We start from the raw sequence: 17,779 nt of genomic DNA, 5'->3' as shown, positions 1-17,779 counted from the left end.
AGGGATAAAGAAATACCGGGTCCTTTTTAGGGATAGCCGGTATTCCTTTTCGGTATCAGCGGTTAATTGCCGCTGGCGTCTTTTTTCAGATCGGTTTTGTCATTTTTCAGATCACGTTTGTCGTGTCCTACATCCTTATGGTCCTGGTGAAGGTCCTTGCGGTCTGCATTGCGGTCGGTCCTGTCCTTATTCAGATCTTTTTTCTCTCCATTGATCTGCTTCTGTTCTGCATGCGCATCCTTATAGTCCTTATTGGCAATATCCTGGTTCCTTTCCTGGCGATCCTTGCTTATAGCGGCTTTGTCCTTACCAATGTCCTTATTGTCCTTCTTAAGATCTTTTTTATCATGGTGAATATCCTTACGGTCATGGTGAATATCCTTACGGTCATGATGGATATCATGCAGATCATGATTGATCCGGTGGGCATTCTGAGCCTGGGCTACGCTACCCAGACTAAGGATGGCTGCTGTAAACAAAACGGCTGATGATTTCATTTTTGGGTTTTTAAAGTGAAAAAGAAAATTCATAAACCTATTGACGGGAAAAGAGGGGAAAAATTTAATCGGCAATCGCCATTAACGAGCCGTTAACGATGCATTAACCAGCCAGACCCACAAAAAAGACTCCGGATCTTTTTTCATTATTCCTGTGCTTTTATATGCAAGACCATTCCTCCCCCACCCGTCAGTGTGGCCGTTAAGACATCTATTCTTTTGACTACATGGACTTCCTTCACCAGGTGATTTGGTTCCCTCACGGCATCGGGTGCATCAGTATACAACGTTGCCGTATAAGCGCCTTCTTCCAGAAAGTCAAGCGGTATTTTTAGCAGCCGCGGATGGTGATCGGTGATTGCGCCGACATACCAATCCTTTTTTTTTCGTCTGGCGATCAAGATATATTCACCCACTTTAGCGTCCAGCACTTTGGTTTCGTCCCAGACCGTCGGCACCTTCTGCAGAAATTCAAAACCCGGCTGTCCTTCATAGGCAGCAGGATAATCGCATACCATTCCGAGATAACTTTCCAGTACCACATACATGGCCAGCATATGACAACGGGTACCCAGCATGAGGGGGCGGGTGTATTGAATGACGAATTGGGAATCCGTAACCGAGCGGAAACCTCCAAGATGGAAGTCTGTGGGACCGGCCAGCATTCTGGTGAAAGGGAAATTGATATCGTGATCCGGGTTGACTCGTTTGCTCCATTTATTGGCTTCATAATTCAGCGTGCCTTCCCTTGTAAATTCATTGGGCCAGGTGCGGCTGAGCCCCGTGGGTTTATAAGCCCCGTGGAATTGAATATGAAGATGATGTGCGGCTGCTTTTTGCAGGATCTCCGTTTGAATATTGACCATTTCCTGATCGTCCCGGTCCATGAAGTCAACCATCATCCCGCTGATACCCCACTTTTCAAACCGGGCAAAGGCTGAATCCAGTTTGGGATATAAGGCGGCCCAATGAACCCAAACTCGGATACCTACACCTTTACTATGGGCATAGTCACAAACTTGCTGCATGTCCAGGCCGGGTACCGCCCTGGTCGGGTCGGCATGCGGACCGGGCATAAATCCTGCGCCATCGTTCACATACCATTCATGCAGACCATATTCTACCACAGAATGATATTCCAGCCCAGTCCTTGCACAGAAATCGATATAATACTGAGCCGTTACAAAATTATTTCCGGGTGCATTCAGTGTGTCGGGTGTCACATTGCCGTTCCACCAGGGAAAAGTGGTCTTCCCCGGTCTGATCCAGGACAGGTCTTTTATCCGGCAGGGTTCGTTGAGATCGGTAATTATATTCGACTCGATCAGTGCGCCGATGCGGTCGCTAATAAGCATTACCCGCCAGGGGCTTGAATGGGGAAGGATGGCCTTTACCTTATTCTCCGTTTGCCCCGGCAAAGGAGAAAGGGTTCCCCTCAATACACCATTATGTTTGACCAGGTACATGCCGGCATAGTCGACCAGCGCCGCTTCTGTAATGCCCATGTAAATAGTATTTTTCTCAACCGGGAACTCCAGCAGCACCGGCATATCCATCAATGTATCCGGTTTTACTGACTGCCATTGAATATGCGTATACTCCCCTTCGTGAGAAGTGGTAAAACCTGGCAGGAACAAAGCGTGCACCAACGGATCACCAACGAGATTAAATTGCGTGCTCTCCCTGGTGAGGATAAAGGAATCCCGCCCGGGTTGGCGGGGGAATTCATAATGAAATGCAATCCCGTCATTAAAAGCACGGACCACCAGGATTACTTGTCGGAAGGGCCTTATCGATTCCGACAAGGGGATCCTTACTTCCCTGTAGGGATCATTTACCTGGCTTGTTTTACCGACGATCAGCGAATAGGTTTCCCTGCCCTGACGGAAAACAGGGTTTTTGAATGACAGGTTCCCTTCAAAATCATTTTCCCCTTTGAAGGAAAGGGATAATTCGCTTTTGTCGATAAGCAGATGTCCGTTATAGGAGATGCTGTAACCGGCCCGATTGTTCGTCAGAAAGAAGGTAAAATGAAGATTGCCGGAAGGGGAAGTAAGCCTGATACTGCTGCTACTACCCCTTGCTGTATGTGCCGTCCGGGGCAGCAAGGGAAAATCCTTTCCCTTTGTAATCAGGGAATGGAAAGTCAGGATTGTCAGAAAAATATAAAATGGAAAGGGGCTTTTCCTGGTATTCATATTTGTATTGTTTAATGCTCCGGCCAACTGTCCTGTAAACAAATATAACGTATCCTCTCCTACGTAGTACGCTCAAGTGTGGATCATCAGTCCTTCTGTCAGTGCCGCTTTTACGATGCCCCATCTTTGTTCGGGTAATTCTTCTTCTGCCATGGCCATATAAAGAGTAAAGACAGGTTCCGGTGCATTGTGTTTCCGGGGCCTCATCATATTCCGGTATATTATCCACTTCTGTCCGGGTGGCCATGTAAAAATGAAAATCGAAATGCGGCTTATCGTAGATATCCTCGGGAGGGTGACCATGGGGATTCCAGTCCATCACTGCATGATCGAAAGGGGTTTTGGCCTTCTGGGCAGGCAGTTCCAGTTCGTACTCGTAACCATGATGTATGTCATCGCCTTCCGGAAGATTCGTTAAAGTGCCAGGCTTCAGCGTGATTCCAACCGCTAAGGGAACATTGTTCTGGTCCAGTTCGACGGTGGTATAGGCCGCTCCGCTCCCAATGGCTGTTTCTTTGCCTTTGAAGGTTCCTCCTTGATGGTTGTCGTTCTTTTTGCAGGATACGACGAAAAGAAAGGAAGATAAAAGGATGGCCGGTAAAATTTGTTTCATGATAGTTTTTTTTGAATTGATTGTTTTTCAGCGTGTTAATCAGGGCACAAATTTGCAGGTAATAGTGCGGGGTAAGAAGGCCAGGCTGTTCGAATTGTAGGTTTTACCGGTTCAAGTTCATAAAACCGGTGGCCAAATGATTTTAAGGCCTTATTGGGTTTTTAAGCTTAGCTTACAGCTTATGCTACTAATTCTGCCGGTACTTTTAACCCTTGTTATTCTCCTGTTTTTCTTCTATAAAAGGAATGGCCATACCGAGTTATATAGCGAAGGAGTCCGCAATGAAAATGAAGGCCGTTATGGTCAGGCACTGCACAATTATGAGGACGCATTGAATGAGATCCGCAAGCTTAACCGCAATGATAAGTTTGGCAAAAAGATCGCGGAAAGGATCAAGATTTTGCGCACAACGATCGACTATGAACGGAATTTTGGTGACCGCAGCATTTCCTGATCCGGTGCGTGCCTGAATAAATGTTCTGCGTATAAATATAGAGACCTGTTCGTTAAAGAGTTTAATAATGAATATCCTTGAAACTCTTCATCAAAAATATGGTTTGTGTCCGCTGCAAGATGGTCGTGAAGGACGAGTTGACCAAACTTGGCCTGCGGTATGCCATAGTTGAGTTGGGTGAGGCAGAGATTTTGGATTCTATTTCCTCCCTGCAGCGGGAACAGTTTAAGATAGCCCTGCTTAAATCCGGGCTCGAATTAATGGACGACAAAAAAAGCGTACTGATCCAGAAAATAAAGAATGTCATAGTTGAGGTGGTGCATTATTCAGAAGAACCCCTGGCCATTAATTTATCCGATCTTTTAAGCCAGAAATTAGACCACGATTATACCTATCTCGCCAATCTCTTTTCGGAAGTACAGGGCATTACGATCGAGAAATTCTTTATCTCCCATAAGATCGAACGGGTAAAGGAATTGCTGGTTTATAATGAACTTAACCTTACAGAGATTGCTTATAAGATGCATTATAGCAGCGTAGCGCATCTTTCCACACAGTTTAAGAAAGTGACCGGTCTTACCCCCACCCATTTCAAAAAACTTAAGGATAAAAGACGTTCCATGCTGGAGGATATGTGATAATCAACTTTGAATCAAGACAATCAGTTAAATATGTTACCTAGTAAAATATTGATCATAGCCACTTCCCAGGCTAAAATGGGAGAGAGTCCCCGTAGAACAGGAATTTGGCTGGAAGAGCTGGCTGTTCCGTATTATATCTTCCGGGATGCGGGGGCTGTCATCACCCTGGCTTCTCCAAAAGGAGGAGAAATTCCGCTGGATCCCAAAAGCGAATCTATAATCGTTTCCACCTCGACCACGCGGCGGTTCCAGAAAGATGTGGAAGCCAGGTCCTGGTTGTCAAAATCAGTTTCCTTAAACAACCTAAAGGCGGAAGATTTTGACATGGTATTCCTTCCTGGGGGGCATGGCCCTATGTGGGACTTTCCCGGTAATAAGGCCTTAAAAGATTTACTGGAAGATTTTTACCGGCAGCATAAGCTCATCGGAGCCGTTTGTCATGGAGTTGCCGGCCTGGTGGATCTGGAAGACAGATTGGGAAATCCTTTGGTTAAAGGCAAGCAACTTACGGCTTTCAGTAATACCGAGGAAACAGTCTCAGGACTGACGGACATTGTACCATTTTTGCTGGAAACAAAACTTATATCCCTGGGCGCCCTTTATAACAGACGTCCGGATTTTGAAAGTTATACGGTGACGGATGGTAATATCATTACCGGTCAGAACCCTGCCTCTGCCAAGGAAGTAGCTATGAAATTGCTTGCTTGCCAGAAAGATTTATCGAAGAGGGCCGAACCTGTGGTTTATTGAAATAATTTATTCTTTCCCGGGTTGTTGGGCCATATCGAAGGAGAGCATGAAACGTGTCCCGGTTCCCTCCTCTGATAATACATCAACGGTAATTTGATTAGACTTTAGGATTTCCAGGGTGGTGGAAAGTCCCAAACCCATGCCGCCTGGCTTATTGGTGAAGTAAGGCTGGAATATTTTCTTCAGATTTTCTTTTTGGATACCTATGCCATTGTCTTTTATTTCGAGGATACATTTCCCGTTGATGGATCTGGTGATCAATTGTAATCTTCCCTTTCCGGCAGTCATGGCATCGATGGCATTGATGATAATATTGGTCAGCGCCATTTTTATTTTTTCTTTGTCTCCCTGTATTTTGCAATCTCTGAACGAATAATTTTTGCTGATCAGGATATTTTTTAGCAGGATCCGGTCTTTGGTCATGAAAAGTACCTCGTCGAGCAATTGATGGATGGAGGTTGACGTAATCCCGGTTATCCCGGCAGATTGACCAACAGTCAGCAGATCCGTGACCAGGTCATTGATCCGGGTTGAAGCACGTGTGATAATGTCAAGATAAATTTGTTGGTCAGCGTCCAGCACGGAAGATTTAAGCATTTCGGCAGCCAGATTGATATTTGATAAGGGATTCCGGACCTCATGTGCCAGACTGGAAGTAAATGCACCAGACTTGGCTGGATTGGGTATGGGCCGTAATTGCTCTATTTCAGGAAGGATTTGGGAACTGAACAGTTTAGCCGGCAACGAATGACTGCGTAACTGGTTGACAATTCGGGGGAATGTTTGAACTTCCATAATATATAGATTTTAATATTAGGTAAAACGTATTTTGGGTATACGTACAATACTGCCCTAAAGATGCATTTATTCAGGGGTATGGGTGTTATACGTTTAAAGGAATTTGTTATACTATTCACAGATAGGGAAGGAAAAGCGAAGAAACAGGGAAGAAATAAGCGTCAGTTGACGGATACTGGGAAATCGGGGGAACCGGGATGTAAGAGCAAAGTGACTTTAAGCTGGTATCCTTCGCCCGGGGTAGAAACAGTTTTAACGCTACCCTGATGCAGTCTGGCCCTGTTCATAATGTTTTGTATACCTACCCCCTTTTTTTCGGCTGACAGATCGGCACCTTCCCCATTATCCGAAATCAGCAGGCGGATCTCATTTTTGTGCCTGGTCAGGGAAATTGTGGCCAGGCTAGCCTTGGCATGTTTGAGGATATTATTCAGTTGTTCCTGAATAATCCGGAAAATATCCAATTGTAATTTTTCAGACAGCTCCTTTTCATCAAGTACTTCCATCCTGTATTCGATTTTGAGCGGATGGACCATTTTGTATTCATCAAGCAGGATCTTTATACTATCGGATAAACCCATTAAATGTGGGCCGGGATATGTCAATGTTTTGGAAATTCGCCTGATCTCCTCTATTACTGTCACTATATATTCCGAAGATTTTTCAAGGAGCATGTCCCTGTTCTCTTCATCTGTTTTGGCCAATTCTATATATAATTTTGTTGCGCCCAGGATCTGGTTGAGGTTGTCATGCAGTTCTTCCCCGATTTCAGATCTTTCCTTCTCTTGTGCTGCCAGTACGGAACTGGCAATTTCCTTCTGCCTGTTTAATCGTTCATAGGATAATTTCCGTTCGCTTTCCAATAATTGAAATTCGACCGATTTCCGCGCAGTGATATCCTGGGTTGCACCGATCATCCGGAGGGCTTTTTTATTCCCGTCATATACAATATGCCCCCGGTCATGTACAAAAACGTAATCCCCGCTGGCTTTTTCAAACCTGTATTCATCTTCCCATGTACTGGAGGAGCCTTCACTGATTATTTTTGATAATTTATTCAAAACACGGTTCCTGTCATCGTCATGAATATGATCTTCCCAGAAACGTTGAGGAATAAAGGCATTCTCGATGGGATAACCAAAGAGGCGTTTGTGGCCCTCATCGATCCAGAATAATTGTCTTTCTTTAAAATCCCATTCCCAAAGACAATCGTTCGTCACCTCGGTTACAAAACGGTAAAGCTCATTCAGGATCTTTAGATGCTGGATGGTGATGCGCTTATCGGTGTATAGAACTTTGCTGACCGATTGCCTCGCGCCATGGTCGTTTAAGTAAGGTTTAATGGTCATGATACTAAATACATGTTCCCCCTTTTGATCCTGCAACTTTCATTCCATATGCTTAACGGAGGCTGCTCTTATTCATATCCGCTCTTAATGATCGTTTGGATCATCTTAAACCGGCCATTTGGCTTAATATAATTGGAGGAATGTGCAGGTATGATGATTCCCTGGCCGGATTGGAGCAGATTCGACACTTTGTCAATGACGATCTCGGCCTTTCCTTCTATGATTTGGGCAAAGGTGTCAAAAGGCGAAGTCTTTTCCGTTAATCCTTCCCCGCTGTCAAACGACATGATACTGATATTTCCGGTAGATTTTTTGATAATGGTTTTGATCACCACGGAATTGGGTACATATTCTATGATCTCCACAATGATGTGAGAAGTTGATTTTTCCAGTTCTGTGGTATCGTTCTTTTGTACTTTATTTATTTCAGTCATGGCAGTATCTTTTTTAAGGGTGCAGCCTCAGTTTTTAAGGCCAGTGGACCCCATGGGTGTAATGTACCCTTAGTTTACCCCAATTATGTTATAAGTCTGAAATAAAAGGTTATATGATTCACACATTTACAAACTTTTACCTTCCTATCTTTATGGCCTAACCGGAATACCTGCCGGTAATTGACAATCACCCGAATGAAGTTTGTATGACAAACAAAAAACATATACTGGCCATCTCTGGCAGCCTGAGCCGCAGTTCAGTCAATTACCGCCTGATCAGGGCACTTGCTGCCTTGTACTCAGATCAACTGGAAATCGTTCTTTTCGAAGGAGTAGGGGGGCTGCCTCCTTTTAATCCGGAGGATAACGACGATGATAATGAGAAAGTAGCCAGACCGGTAGCCGAATTCCGCCGGAAAATCCGGAACGCAGACGGTGTATTGATCTGTACTCCGGAATATGCTCATGGAGTTCCGGGAAGCCTGAAGAATGCCATTGACTGGACCGTCTCGACCAGCGAGTTTTCCCATAAACCCACCGTACTGATCACTGCTTCCACCGATGGAAGATTTGCACATCCGGCCCTGCTGGATATCTTAACGGTCATAGAAGCGGAGGACATCGGTCAATTGAACCTGTTGATCCAATTTGCCCGGACAAAGATCAGTGAAGATAATGTGATCACCGATGACAAAACCCTTGTTGAGCTGAAGACGCTGATGGGGCGGTTCATAAGTAAGCTAAATAGTTTGTAAAATCGGGGCAGTTTGTGGAAATACTTCTACACTACCCTTATATTCCCTGTTTGTATTCTTTTTGTTTTTTTATTCTCCCTGATTTTTATTCTTCCTGATTTTTAAGGGATTGTTTTTCCTCCATTACCTTGATCTCCGTTTTGTCCTTTTTAATATCCAGCCGGATCAGTCTGAACAAACTCATATATATATTCGCTATCCAGACTAAGGCAAACCCCGAAATAAGATATCCCCTCCAATCCATGAACAGCAGTTTGAATCCGGTAAGGAGCAGGATCAGGATGGTTACATAATGGCTAAAACAATACTCACAGGTGAACAGATAACAGAATTTTCTTTCCAGTAAGGTTTTACCAGTGGTGCTTCTTTTAAGAAAATATTCCCTGGGCTCCCGGAATACCTCTTCCTGGGTAACGGTCCAGGCAATACAGGCAACAGGGAGGGCCAGCAGGAAAAGCCAACAAATTTGTATGGTGAGCGGCATGCCTGAAATATCCAAAAACTGCTCCAATTTAAATTTTTTAGCGAATACCCAAAAAATCTGCAAAAAACACCCCAAAAAATACTCAAAGAACACCCTAAAAGAAAACTCAAAAAAAATCCCCCAAAAATATTGTGCAACCAAAACGTTTCATTTATATTTGCAACCAAAAGGTTTCACTATATATGAGAAGAGACGTATTCCAGGCAATTGCCGATCCGACAAGAAGAGCGATCATCAACCGCATCGCTCACCATCCGCTGAATGTAAATACCGTGTCTGAACAATTTGACGTAAGCCGGACGGCCGTTTACAAGCATATCAAAATATTGACCGAATGCGGGCTGATCGTGATCAAACAGCAGGGAAGGGAAAGATTCTGCGAGGCTCGCCTGGACAAATTGAGCGAAGTATCGGATTGGGTGGAGCAATACCGTCAACTCTGGAACCACCGGTTGGACGCTCTTGATAAATATCTACAGGTATTGCAGGCGGGGGGGATTGGGGCGGCGCCCAAAAAAAATACAGCCAAAAATATTGGACCCGCCAGCAAGAAAATTGCTGACAGGAAAATTGCCGACAAGGGAATTGCTAACAAGAAAATTGCCGTAAAGAAAGCTGCCGGCAAGAAGGTTGCCGGCAAGAAACCCCCCCATAAAAGAATGTCTTGAATTACCCCTTAGAATGTCGTAAATACAACCCTCTTGACCGGAAAGTTTCTAATAGTTTTGATATCGATATCGCAACACCAACCAAACAGAAAAAAATGGAACAACAAACAACGCTGCTGCACAAACCCAAAAAAGAACTGACTATTATCCGGATCTTCGATGCTCCCCGGGAAATGGTATTCAAGGCATGGACCCATGCCGGACATCTGGCCAATTGGTGGGGCCCGGCCGGGTTCACAAATCCAGTTTGCCAAATAGATCTTCGCCCGGGCGGAGCCATCCGTATCGATATGAAGGGGCCGGATGGAACGGTATTTCCCATGTCAGGAACATTTCGCGAGATCATCGAACCCGAACGACTCGTTTTTGTTTCCACGGCCATAGCGGACGAAAATGGCATCCCTCAGCTCGAAGCACTCAATACGGTCACTTTCGAAAATCAGAACGGTATGACAAAACTTACACTGCATGTAACCGTTACTAAAGCTTCTCCTGCGGCGGATCAGGCCATCAGTGGAATGTCCGGAGGATGGAATCAAAGCCAGGATCGTTTGGCCGCTTATCTGGGTGAATACTATCTAAACCAGCATTGAACCAACTTTTTTACGACAACTTCATCCTTCAACGGTTAACCACAAAAACACCAATCATGAAAAAGACAAACACACTTTACTGGATCTTTACCGGACTTTTGGCCGCTCTCATGCTGATGTCAGGCATCACTAATCTGATGGTCGTCCCCGATGCCGTAACGATCGTCACCACTCACCTGGGGTATCCCAAATATTTTATTCCCTTTCTCGGATTTGCAAAAATATTGGGCGTGATCGCTATATTGGTCCCGGGATATCCACGGATCAGGGAATGGGCTTATGCAGGTTTTGTATTCGATCTGATTGCGGCTATGTATTCCAGTATAATGGTAGGTGATCCAGCCAGCGGATGGGCGACTCTTTTTATCGGTTTGGCCTTGATTGCCGCTTCATATATTTATCATCATAAGCGGTTACAGGCAAAAGGTATTTCCCTGAGTTATGCCGTCTAAGCACTTCCCAACGCTACCTAATGATTACAAAGGATTCCAAACGCTTCCAATAAGTACGGGTTCTAATTCTTCAAATCTAAGAACGAAGAAAATGGTAGAAGTTTTTAAGACCAATGTAAATAACCTGGATCATGCCGGTTGGCTGGTCGACCGGATCCACCGGACCTTTCCCGGTTACCGGGCCAATTTCGATCTGGACGATTGTGACAGGATCCTTCGCGTGCAATGCATGGCAGGTTTTATCCAATCCGATTTCGTGATCGGCCTGGTAAGGGGATTCGGTTTTGAGGCAAGCATCTTGCCGGATGAGATCGTTTCACTTATGCGGGTGGCATGAGATGGTTCCGATACCTCAGATGGCTCCGATGGCTCCGAAGGGGTGACCAAAAATAAATATCAACTAATATTAGTATGAGAAAGATAATATTTCAAACAATGGTCACCCTGGATGGCTATTTCAAAGGACCTGACCATGATATAAGCTGGCATATTGCGAATGAAAGCAATCAGGGAAAGAAGAGCCCTGATCCAAAGGAAGGGGCTGATGAAGTGGTTGAAGGATATACCGAGGATTTTTTGAGCACGGTGGACACTTTTCTTTTCGGCAGGGTGACCTATGAATTAATGGCTTCATATTGGCCCTCCGATTTTGCCCTTAAGGATGATCCGGCCACGGCAAAAGTGATGAATACCACGCCAAAGGTTGTTTTTTCAAGGACACTGGATACTGTCGGATGGCAGAATAGCCGGCTGGAAAAAGGCCATATCGGGCAGGAGATATCCAGACTGAAAGAGCAACCCGGAAAGAACATCGCGATATTCGGAAGTTCCAATCTGGCCATGAGCCTGATTCCTTTTAAATTGATCGACGAATTCCGCATTATCATAAGCCCGATTGCCCTGGGTAGGGGAACTCCCTTGTTTCATGGGATAGAAAATAGACTTAACCTGAATTTGGTAAAGTCTACTTTATTACCGGGGGGGAGAATAATGCATACCTATGTACCTGTTGAAGATTAGCCTATAAGATTGAGCCAAACTGCCTATTTTTGATCGACGCATTCATTTAATGTAGAACCAATGCTCGACCCTGAAAAAATAGCGCATTATTTGTCCCGGTTCCGGGAACTCAGTCTGGAAGACCTGATGGGGATCATGGATCTGTTTGTTCCCCGCAGGTTATCCGTCGGCGAGGTCTATATCCGTAAGGGCGCGGTCCAGGATAAGATCGCTTATATAAAGAAGGGGATGATTCGGGTATTCTCGGTCAAACCTTCCGGTGAGGAGGTGACCGTTCTGCTGCGCTGGGAAGATCAATTTTTCAGTTCCTATGATGCCACCCTTCTTCATCAACCTTCCCGCTTTATCTATCAGGCCATCGAAGAGACCGAATTACTGGAAACGGATTATTCCGTCCTGATGGATTACCTGGATAATACGCCCACCTTTGCCCGCGTCAAACATTATTTTCTACTGGAAATGCTGGCCGAATCGATGGTTCGCGTGGAATCCTTTATTCTCCTTACTCCCGAAGAACGGTACCTGAAACTGATCCGGGACAAGCAGGACATCGTGCAACGGGTCCATGATAAATATATAGCTACGTTTCTGGGGATCACTCCGGTATCGCTCAGCCGGATCCGTAAAAGGATTGCAGGGAGACCTGCTTAATTAACCTTTGTTAATTCGACGGAGCCTGTGGCAGCCTAATTTTAGGGTCTTAAAATACCCTATATGGAATCTTCTTCTTTTCTGCCTTCAATACGTGAGATCTTTTCCCGGACAATCGGTTTTTCCCTGGTTTATTATTTTATTATCGCCGGCTCTGCCTTTGTGCTGTTCTACCTGCTGCTGAATACCAGGGTCGTCAAAAATAAGATCCAGAAAAAAAGCGCATCCCGCAAGGACTTCGTCCGGGAAATCCTGCATTCCATGCAATCCACCATCGTGATGAATATCATTACCATCGGGCTGATGTTCTCCCCGCTCAGAAAATACACCCTGGTATATACGGAAATATCTACATACGGAGTGATTTACCTTATCGTCAGCGTGGCACTCGCGCTGATCATCCACGATACTTATTTCTATTGGATGCACCGGTTGCTGCATCATCCCCGTTTATTCAAACATGCTCATCTTCTACATCACCGTTCCACCAACCCTTCACCCTGGACTTCCTATTCCTTTCATTTCCTGGAAGCCTTCACGGAAGGGGCGATTATGATCATCCTTGTTTTTGTGCTTCCCCTGCATCCGCTTGCTATTACCCTGTTCATCCTGATCGGTTTTGGTATTAATGTTTATGGTCACCTGGGTTATGAGATCATGCCCCGGGGGCTTCGCAAAAATGTCCTTTTCGAGATCATCAACACCTCCGTGCATCACAACCTACACCACAGCCAGTTCAAAGGGAATTATGGCCTTTATTTCCGGGTCTGGGACCGTATGATGGGAACGGAGAATCCGGATTATGTGAAGAGTTATGATAAGGTGCAGGAGCAGCGGTTTGGGGTGTGATGAAGGGCTTTTTTCATGAGAAGGTTTGAGTTTATGCCCTGAAAATGCCTAAATTAGTTTAAAGTCATCTAATCGGTTATATGGGTAAGAATACTATCAAATTAGGAGTACCTGTTTTAATGGCAACTCTTTGGATGGGGTTTTGTTTTTTTTCTTCCTGTAAGAGGGCCAGGAAAAATGATGGTACTATCGATTTGTTTACAGGTGCCTCCAATAGTATTAAAATAAAATCTGCTAATGACCACTTTGAGAGAGGATTATATTTTGCAAACCAAAAAAATTATGAGGATGCAAAAGACTATTTTAATAAGGCAGATGGCGAATGCCCCAATACCCCTGTAATTTTAAATGCTTTAGGGATCGTATTGTCAAGAACAGGCGATAGCGCAAAAGCATTCCTGGTTTTTCAAAAAGCGTTAAGAATTGATAGCACATTTATAAGAACATATGTGAATTATGGAGGCTGTCTGAATGAGGCCGGGAAATATAAAACTGCGATAACAATATTCAATTTGGGGTTAAATATATTTCCAGCACCATTATTTGAACGGCGATTACTGTATGTAAACCTTGCAAATTCCTATCTTAAGCTTAATCAAAACTCCAAGGCCCTACTCCTGCTGGATAGCGCTAAATCAGGTCTTTCAAAGGGAGTTTTATATAATAAGGTAATTGCCATTGAACGAAGTGTAAAATCCTTTGATATAAGTAACTGATGAAATCGAGTTTTAACTATCGGGCGCGCCCCATTACTTTTGCCAGCAGGTTTTTGATATAGTTGGTTATTTTGTTGCCGGAGATCCTGATCGAATTATACCCCAGGCCAGTGTTTAAAAACTGTTATTATGCATGACGCTTTCTGGTATATAAATTGTTGTAAATCAAACAAATACATATTAATTAACGAAAGTGTTATTGAAAAATGCATTTTTATTAAAGTATAATAAAAACTGTGAATTATCAGGAGGGATATGAGCCTACACCAGAAATTAGTAATAAAAATATTAGTATCTTAGTAGTATGAAATTTTATAAAAAAAATAATATTTCTCAAATAAAAGTCAGCCCAAGGGTAACAACATTGCACAGGTTCATTCGAATCCTTAAAAGTTTCAAGAAAAACAAGATAACTTACAACTTTTCAGAAATCGAGACAAGCCCTGCCGGTTCAACCGAAATTCAAAAGCTTGCTCGTGAGGCAGGACAAGCTGCAGCTTCCGAAGCAAAAGCTATCGGTATTCCAAAAGTTTTTGCAAAAAATGATCAGGTTCTTAAACAATTTCCTGATGGCCGGATTGAAGTAATACCAATCTCGGAAGGCCTCAAAGAAAAGGTGTTTTTCAGGCAATTAAAATTAGGGGTATTACATGCCAGAAAGAAGTAAAAGGCTACGTATCCTCGCAGGCCCTAATGGAAGTGGCAAAAGTACCATCGTTAAAAAAATCAGGAGTAATTATTATTGCGGTTATTTTGTGAATGCTGATGAAATTCAGGTAATACTTGATGAAAAGAAAGTATTAAACTTAAGTGTCAATTATGGTCTTGAAATTCCTCCTGAAAGTTTTGACAAATACCTTTCTTCAGAAGGGAAAAGTTGGCTGATAAAAGCAGCTAAAGAGAATACTCCAATAAATATTTATTTTTCCGACAACAATATTGTTATTAAGGATGGCCTAATGGCTGCAATTTATGATGCGGCTATTGTTGCGGATTTTATTCGGTTACAATTGCTTACAAAAAATAGCACGTTTACTTTTGAAACGGTCCTTAGTCACTCATCCAAGCTAGACTTTTTAAAAAATGCAAAGGAGTGCGGATACAAAAATTACCTCTATTTTATTTGTACTGTGAGTCCGGCCATTAATATTGCCCGTGTAGCTCAACGGGTATTGTTGGGAGGTCATGATGTACCTTCCGATAAAATAGAAACCCGATATTTCAGTTCCCTGGCACTTCTTTCGGATTTAATTCCACATACATATCATATTGTAAAAAAAGATGCAACAAAAGCTGTTCAATATTTTTTAAAATCAATTGAGGGAGATTATAAGAATGCCTATTATGATTTAGCAGTTTGTTATGAGAAAGGAGTTGGAGTAAAAAGAAGTTTTAAAGCAGCTTTTGAGTCCTATTTAAATGCCGCATTATTAGGGGATAAACAATCTTTATATGAAGTTGGAAGGTGCTATTACTATGGAATTGGTGTTTCCAAAAATATAAGTATTGGCCAAGTCTGGCTTAGGCACGCTAAACTTAATGGGATAATTTAACTTCTCTACCTAAAACCCATTTAATGGTATTTCTTGATGGATTACTCTATTAGCCAAGCTTCTTCTCCAAAGCATCAATCTCCTTCAGCAGCCGCTGATAAACCAAAGTCTGTTCTTCCTGGTAATTATCCTGTATCTGTTCCCGGCAATATTTTTCGGCGAGTTCCAGGTGTTTATTTTGGATAAGTAGGCTTATTAGTTCTTCATTATAGCCGTTTTTATAACGCACCGTTCTGAACAGGTGATAATATTGCGTGAATAAGCCGCAGTTCTTTATAATGGTGAACATAGTCGCTATATAGATCCCGCCATTATAATAATCCTGCGGTTTGCTGGTTGCAAACCTTTTTATTAGCTTTTCGGCCAATGTCTTCTTTTTTTCCCAACTACAGGAATCGATAAGGCTGGTCAGAAAAGATAAATAATAGGTCCGAATCGTATGAAGATTTCCAGGGAGCCGGTCCGCAATAAAACCCGTCGCGATATTCCAGGAATCGTCATTTTGCAAATTTTGGAACTTCTCCATTACTTTTGCCAGCAGGTTTTTGATATAGTTGGTTATTTTGTTGCCGGAGATCCTGATAGTCAATTCTGCTTCTTCACAAGATTCTACCAACGCATTAAAATGCAGGAATGATTTTTTGTTGGTTAGATCGGCACAATAGTGCGTAATAATAGGATCATGGATCTCTGTCCACAGATCGACTATTTTTTTAACTTCGGCGGCATTTGCCTTTTCCCTGTTTTTTAAAACGGTTTTGACCGCATTATGGGTAAGGCGTTTTATGAATAAAGGAGTATAATGCTTTTCCGGAGATGCAAAGCGTTGCAAAAAAGAAAATTCAAGATCCTTATTTTTTACGAGCGTCTCTTTTACCCACGATTTCAGAGATGCAGGATCGGCCTCCTGCATCAAGGCTTCCAGCTGCCCTGCCTTTTTGCCATTTCCTATGGGTGATTGATGAGGCATTGTTTTTCCCAACCTTATATTCAAACATTAGAAGCTCTCCTTACAACTTCACTTTCTCCATCTTCGGTACGATAAAATGAATTATTGCCCAGGCCAGCATAAAGGAGCTTCCGCAGATAATAAAAATAATATTATACCCGGCCACGATATTACCGGCATTCTTATAAAAATCGAGAATAAAGCCGATAAAGAGCGGGAATAGTACGCTGCCGATCGCACCGGCCATGCCACCCAGACCGACAACGGAACTGATCGCGCGTTTTGGGAACATGTCAGGGACGATGGCGAAGATATTGGCACTCCAGGCCTGGTTGGCCGCTACGGAAATACTGATTAAGGTAACGACTACCCACATGTTGGTAGTATACCGGGAGAATATGATCAGTATCACTGCTACCGCTGAAATAAATAGTGCTATTTTCCTGGCCTTATAAACCGGGTAACCTTTTTTGATTAGCCAGGAGGAAAGATAACCGCCACCCAAACTGCCGATCATGGCACCGGAATAAATAATAGCTAATGGCAAATTGGGTTTTTTCAGATCCAAATGAAAATAAGAACTGAAGTAGGAGGGAAGCCAGAACAGAAAAAAGAACCAAATAGGATCCGTAAAGAACTTGCCTGCAATAAATGCCCAGGTTTGTTTTAGCCCTAGCAGCCGGCCCCAGGTCACTTTGCCTTTGGAGGGGTCCGCTGCTCCCTCCTCGGCTTCATCACTATTGATATATTCAAACTCAGCCTTGGAAAGCCGTTTCTGCCGCGCAGGTATTTCATAAAAAATCAGCCATAAGACCAGCCAGATAAAACCCAGGGAGCCGGTTATTAAAAAGGCCGCCTGCCAGCCATACCAGGCTAAAAGCCAGGGAACCAGGATTGGGCCGACGCAGGCACCGATATTGGAACCCGAGTCCAGTATGCCGATGGCCAGGGCTCTTTCTTTTTTGGGGAACCATTCCGCGGAGGTTTTTATGCCTGCCGGATAATTTCCGGATTCTCCCAAGCCCAGCAAACCTCTCACCAACCCAAAACCAAAAGTGCTTTTCACGGCGGTATGCAACATGGCGGCCAGACTCCAAAGGGTGATGGAAAATGCATACCCTTTTTTAGTGCCGATCCTATCGATTATCCGTCCATAGACCAATTGACCAACGGCATAACAGGCGGTAAAAGCCATGACGATCCTGCTGAAATCCGTTTCCGTCCACATAAATACCTTTTCCAATACCGGTTTTAATAAACCGAAGATCTGCCGGTCGATATAATTGATGGTAGTGGCGGTAAACAAAAAAAAGCAGACGATCCAACGGTAATTCCTGATAGTAGATCCTGGCATA

General features: G+C 43.6%; 23 protein-coding genes. 14 read left to right on the top strand and 9 right to left on the bottom strand.

The window, feature by feature from the left end; genetic code table 11:
• Nucleotides 1-62 precede the first annotated feature (62 nt).
• The 3 genes from ACX0G9_RS22095 to ACX0G9_RS22085 form a co-directional block, all read right to left on the bottom strand.
• Nucleotides 63-497: a hypothetical protein gene (locus ACX0G9_RS22095; RefSeq protein WP_459067135.1), complete on the bottom strand. Its 435-nt coding sequence runs from the start codon at nt 495-497 to the stop codon at nt 63-65.
• Between the two features lie 146 nt (nt 498-643).
• The gene (locus tag ACX0G9_RS22090; RefSeq protein ID WP_459067155.1) at nt 644-2,605 is read right to left on the bottom strand and encodes a glycoside hydrolase family 97 protein; all 1,962 of its coding nucleotides are present in this window, start codon (nt 2,603-2,605) and stop codon (nt 644-646) included.
• Entirely contained in the window at nt 2,571-3,308 is a 738-nt protein-coding gene (locus tag ACX0G9_RS22085; protein ID WP_459067134.1) for a DUF5602 domain-containing protein, read from the bottom strand. Before ACX0G9_RS22085 ends, ACX0G9_RS22090 begins: the two co-directional genes overlap by 35 nt.
• Nucleotides 3,309-3,489: 181 nt before the next feature.
• On the opposite strand from ACX0G9_RS22085, the gene ACX0G9_RS22080 reads away from it, so the two are divergent.
• The 3 genes from ACX0G9_RS22080 (at nt 3,490) to ACX0G9_RS22070 (ending at nt 5,153) form a co-directional block, all read left to right on the top strand.
• Nucleotides 3,490-3,762: a hypothetical protein gene (locus ACX0G9_RS22080; RefSeq protein WP_459067133.1), complete on the top strand. Its 273-nt coding sequence runs from the start codon at nt 3,490-3,492 to the stop codon at nt 3,760-3,762.
• A gap of 77 nt (nt 3,763-3,839) precedes the next feature.
• Nucleotides 3,840-4,400, top strand: a complete 561-nt coding sequence (locus ACX0G9_RS22075; RefSeq protein WP_459067132.1) for a helix-turn-helix domain-containing protein — start codon at nt 3,840-3,842, stop codon at nt 4,398-4,400.
• 33 nt (nt 4,401-4,433) lie between these two features.
• On the top strand, nt 4,434-5,153 hold the full coding sequence (locus ACX0G9_RS22070; protein ID WP_459067131.1) for a type 1 glutamine amidotransferase domain-containing protein: 720 nt from the start codon (nt 4,434-4,436) through the stop codon (nt 5,151-5,153).
• 6 nt (nt 5,154-5,159) lie between these two features.
• On the opposite strand, the gene ACX0G9_RS22065 is transcribed toward ACX0G9_RS22070, so the two are convergent.
• From ACX0G9_RS22065 to ACX0G9_RS22055, 3 genes are all read right to left on the bottom strand, one after another.
• Nucleotides 5,160-5,948: a two-component system sensor histidine kinase NtrB gene (locus ACX0G9_RS22065; protein WP_459067130.1), complete on the bottom strand. Its 789-nt coding sequence runs from the start codon at nt 5,946-5,948 to the stop codon at nt 5,160-5,162.
• 164 nt (nt 5,949-6,112) lie between these two features.
• Nucleotides 6,113-7,300: a sensor histidine kinase gene (locus ACX0G9_RS22060; protein ID WP_459067129.1), complete on the bottom strand. Its 1,188-nt coding sequence runs from the start codon at nt 7,298-7,300 to the stop codon at nt 6,113-6,115.
• A 68-nt stretch (nt 7,301-7,368) separates the two neighbouring features.
• Nucleotides 7,369-7,734, bottom strand: a complete 366-nt coding sequence (locus tag ACX0G9_RS22055; protein ID WP_459067128.1) for a cupin domain-containing protein — start codon at nt 7,732-7,734, stop codon at nt 7,369-7,371.
• A 206-nt stretch (nt 7,735-7,940) separates the two neighbouring features.
• Between ACX0G9_RS22055 and ACX0G9_RS22050 the strand changes: the two genes are divergently transcribed.
• A complete protein-coding gene (locus tag ACX0G9_RS22050; RefSeq protein ID WP_459067127.1) occupies nt 7,941-8,489 on the top strand; it encodes an NADPH-dependent FMN reductase in 549 nt (182 codons plus the stop codon).
• An 85-nt stretch (nt 8,490-8,574) separates the two neighbouring features.
• Here ACX0G9_RS22050 and ACX0G9_RS22045 read toward each other — a convergent pair whose 3' ends face one another.
• Entirely contained in the window at nt 8,575-9,000 is a 426-nt protein-coding gene (locus ACX0G9_RS22045; RefSeq protein ID WP_459067126.1) for a hypothetical protein, read from the bottom strand.
• 155 nt (nt 9,001-9,155) lie between these two features.
• Here ACX0G9_RS22045 and ACX0G9_RS22040 point away from each other — a divergent pair, with 155 nt between their 5' ends.
• From ACX0G9_RS22040 to ACX0G9_RS21995, 10 genes are all read left to right on the top strand, one after another.
• Nucleotides 9,156-9,641: an ArsR/SmtB family transcription factor gene (locus ACX0G9_RS22040; protein ID WP_459067125.1), complete on the top strand. Its 486-nt coding sequence runs from the start codon at nt 9,156-9,158 to the stop codon at nt 9,639-9,641.
• A gap of 95 nt (nt 9,642-9,736) precedes the next feature.
• Nucleotides 9,737-10,234, top strand: a complete 498-nt coding sequence (locus ACX0G9_RS22035) for an SRPBCC family protein (RefSeq protein WP_459067124.1) — start codon at nt 9,737-9,739, stop codon at nt 10,232-10,234.
• Between the two features lie 56 nt (nt 10,235-10,290).
• Nucleotides 10,291-10,686: a DoxX family protein gene (locus tag ACX0G9_RS22030; protein WP_459067123.1), complete on the top strand. Its 396-nt coding sequence runs from the start codon at nt 10,291-10,293 to the stop codon at nt 10,684-10,686.
• Nucleotides 10,687-10,777: 91 nt separating this feature from the next.
• The gene (locus tag ACX0G9_RS22025) at nt 10,778-11,023 is read left to right on the top strand and encodes a hypothetical protein (RefSeq protein ID WP_459067122.1); all 246 of its coding nucleotides are present in this window, start codon (nt 10,778-10,780) and stop codon (nt 11,021-11,023) included.
• A 74-nt stretch (nt 11,024-11,097) separates the two neighbouring features.
• On the top strand, nt 11,098-11,706 hold the full coding sequence (locus ACX0G9_RS22020; protein ID WP_459067121.1) for a dihydrofolate reductase family protein: 609 nt from the start codon (nt 11,098-11,100) through the stop codon (nt 11,704-11,706).
• Between the two features lie 60 nt (nt 11,707-11,766).
• Nucleotides 11,767-12,357 (top strand): Crp/Fnr family transcriptional regulator, encoded by a 591-nt coding sequence (locus ACX0G9_RS22015; protein WP_459067120.1) that lies wholly within the window; start codon nt 11,767-11,769, stop codon nt 12,355-12,357.
• Between the two features lie 63 nt (nt 12,358-12,420).
• A complete protein-coding gene (locus tag ACX0G9_RS22010; RefSeq protein WP_459067119.1) occupies nt 12,421-13,206 on the top strand; it encodes a sterol desaturase family protein in 786 nt (261 codons plus the stop codon).
• Nucleotides 13,207-13,286: 80 nt separating this feature from the next.
• On the top strand, nt 13,287-13,922 hold the full coding sequence (locus ACX0G9_RS22005; protein WP_459067118.1) for a tetratricopeptide repeat protein: 636 nt from the start codon (nt 13,287-13,289) through the stop codon (nt 13,920-13,922).
• A 304-nt stretch (nt 13,923-14,226) separates the two neighbouring features.
• A complete protein-coding gene (locus tag ACX0G9_RS22000) occupies nt 14,227-14,589 on the top strand; it encodes a hypothetical protein (RefSeq protein ID WP_459067117.1) in 363 nt (120 codons plus the stop codon).
• On the top strand, nt 14,573-15,475 hold the full coding sequence (locus tag ACX0G9_RS21995; RefSeq protein ID WP_459067116.1) for a hypothetical protein: 903 nt from the start codon (nt 14,573-14,575) through the stop codon (nt 15,473-15,475). The genes ACX0G9_RS22000 and ACX0G9_RS21995 overlap by 17 nt, the downstream gene beginning before the upstream one ends.
• 49 nt (nt 15,476-15,524) lie before the next feature.
• Here the strand turns inward: ACX0G9_RS21995 and ACX0G9_RS21990 are convergent, their stop codons facing one another.
• Nucleotides 15,525-16,445 carry a hypothetical protein gene (locus ACX0G9_RS21990; RefSeq protein WP_459067115.1) on the bottom strand — a complete coding sequence of 307 codons (921 nt, stop codon included), beginning with the start codon at nt 16,443-16,445 and terminating at the stop codon, nt 15,525-15,527.
• Nucleotides 16,446-16,485: 40 nt separating this feature from the next.
• The gene (locus tag ACX0G9_RS21985; RefSeq protein ID WP_459067114.1) at nt 16,486-17,778 is read right to left on the bottom strand and encodes an MFS transporter; all 1,293 of its coding nucleotides are present in this window, start codon (nt 17,776-17,778) and stop codon (nt 16,486-16,488) included.
• Nucleotide 17,779: the final 1 nt, after the last annotated feature.

The sequence above is a fragment of the Flavitalea flava genome (genome assembly GCF_054461575.1).
Note: the sequence above shows the minus strand (reverse complement) of the source record. Positions and strands in the feature narration are given on the sequence as shown.

Excerpts from the sequence above, each read along its gene's own strand:
- ACX0G9_RS22060 (WP_459067129.1), bottom strand. The coding sequence starts at position 7,300 with ATGACCATTAAACCTTACTTAAACGACCATGGCGCGAGGCAATCGGTC.
- ACX0G9_RS22000 (WP_459067117.1), top strand. The coding sequence starts at position 14,227 with ATGAAATTTTATAAAAAAAATAATATTTCTCAAATAAAAGTCAGCCCA.
- ACX0G9_RS22080 (WP_459067133.1), top strand. The coding sequence starts at position 3,490 with ATGCTACTAATTCTGCCGGTACTTTTAACCCTTGTTATTCTCCTGTTT.
- ACX0G9_RS22005 (WP_459067118.1), top strand. The coding sequence starts at position 13,287 with ATGGGTAAGAATACTATCAAATTAGGAGTACCTGTTTTAATGGCAACT.
- ACX0G9_RS22015 (WP_459067120.1), top strand. The coding sequence starts at position 11,767 with ATGCTCGACCCTGAAAAAATAGCGCATTATTTGTCCCGGTTCCGGGAA.
- ACX0G9_RS22070 (WP_459067131.1), top strand. The coding sequence starts at position 4,434 with ATGTTACCTAGTAAAATATTGATCATAGCCACTTCCCAGGCTAAAATG.
- ACX0G9_RS22025 (WP_459067122.1), top strand. The coding sequence starts at position 10,778 with ATGGTAGAAGTTTTTAAGACCAATGTAAATAACCTGGATCATGCCGGT.
- ACX0G9_RS22040 (WP_459067125.1), top strand. The coding sequence starts at position 9,156 with ATGAGAAGAGACGTATTCCAGGCAATTGCCGATCCGACAAGAAGAGCG.
- ACX0G9_RS22065 (WP_459067130.1), bottom strand. The coding sequence starts at position 5,948 with ATGGAAGTTCAAACATTCCCCCGAATTGTCAACCAGTTACGCAGTCAT.
- ACX0G9_RS22020 (WP_459067121.1), top strand. The coding sequence starts at position 11,098 with ATGAGAAAGATAATATTTCAAACAATGGTCACCCTGGATGGCTATTTC.
- ACX0G9_RS22050 (WP_459067127.1), top strand. The coding sequence starts at position 7,941 with ATGACAAACAAAAAACATATACTGGCCATCTCTGGCAGCCTGAGCCGC.
- ACX0G9_RS22085 (WP_459067134.1), bottom strand. The coding sequence starts at position 3,308 with ATGAAACAAATTTTACCGGCCATCCTTTTATCTTCCTTTCTTTTCGTC.
- ACX0G9_RS21985 (WP_459067114.1), bottom strand. The coding sequence starts at position 17,778 with ATGCCAGGATCTACTATCAGGAATTACCGTTGGATCGTCTGCTTTTTT.
- ACX0G9_RS22095 (WP_459067135.1), bottom strand. The coding sequence starts at position 497 with ATGAAATCATCAGCCGTTTTGTTTACAGCAGCCATCCTTAGTCTGGGT.
- ACX0G9_RS21995 (WP_459067116.1), top strand. The coding sequence starts at position 14,573 with ATGCCAGAAAGAAGTAAAAGGCTACGTATCCTCGCAGGCCCTAATGGA.
- ACX0G9_RS22010 (WP_459067119.1), top strand. The coding sequence starts at position 12,421 with ATGGAATCTTCTTCTTTTCTGCCTTCAATACGTGAGATCTTTTCCCGG.
- ACX0G9_RS22035 (WP_459067124.1), top strand. The coding sequence starts at position 9,737 with ATGGAACAACAAACAACGCTGCTGCACAAACCCAAAAAAGAACTGACT.
- ACX0G9_RS22055 (WP_459067128.1), bottom strand. The coding sequence starts at position 7,734 with ATGACTGAAATAAATAAAGTACAAAAGAACGATACCACAGAACTGGAA.
- ACX0G9_RS22030 (WP_459067123.1), top strand. The coding sequence starts at position 10,291 with ATGAAAAAGACAAACACACTTTACTGGATCTTTACCGGACTTTTGGCC.
- ACX0G9_RS21990 (WP_459067115.1), bottom strand. The coding sequence starts at position 16,445 with ATGCCTCATCAATCACCCATAGGAAATGGCAAAAAGGCAGGGCAGCTG.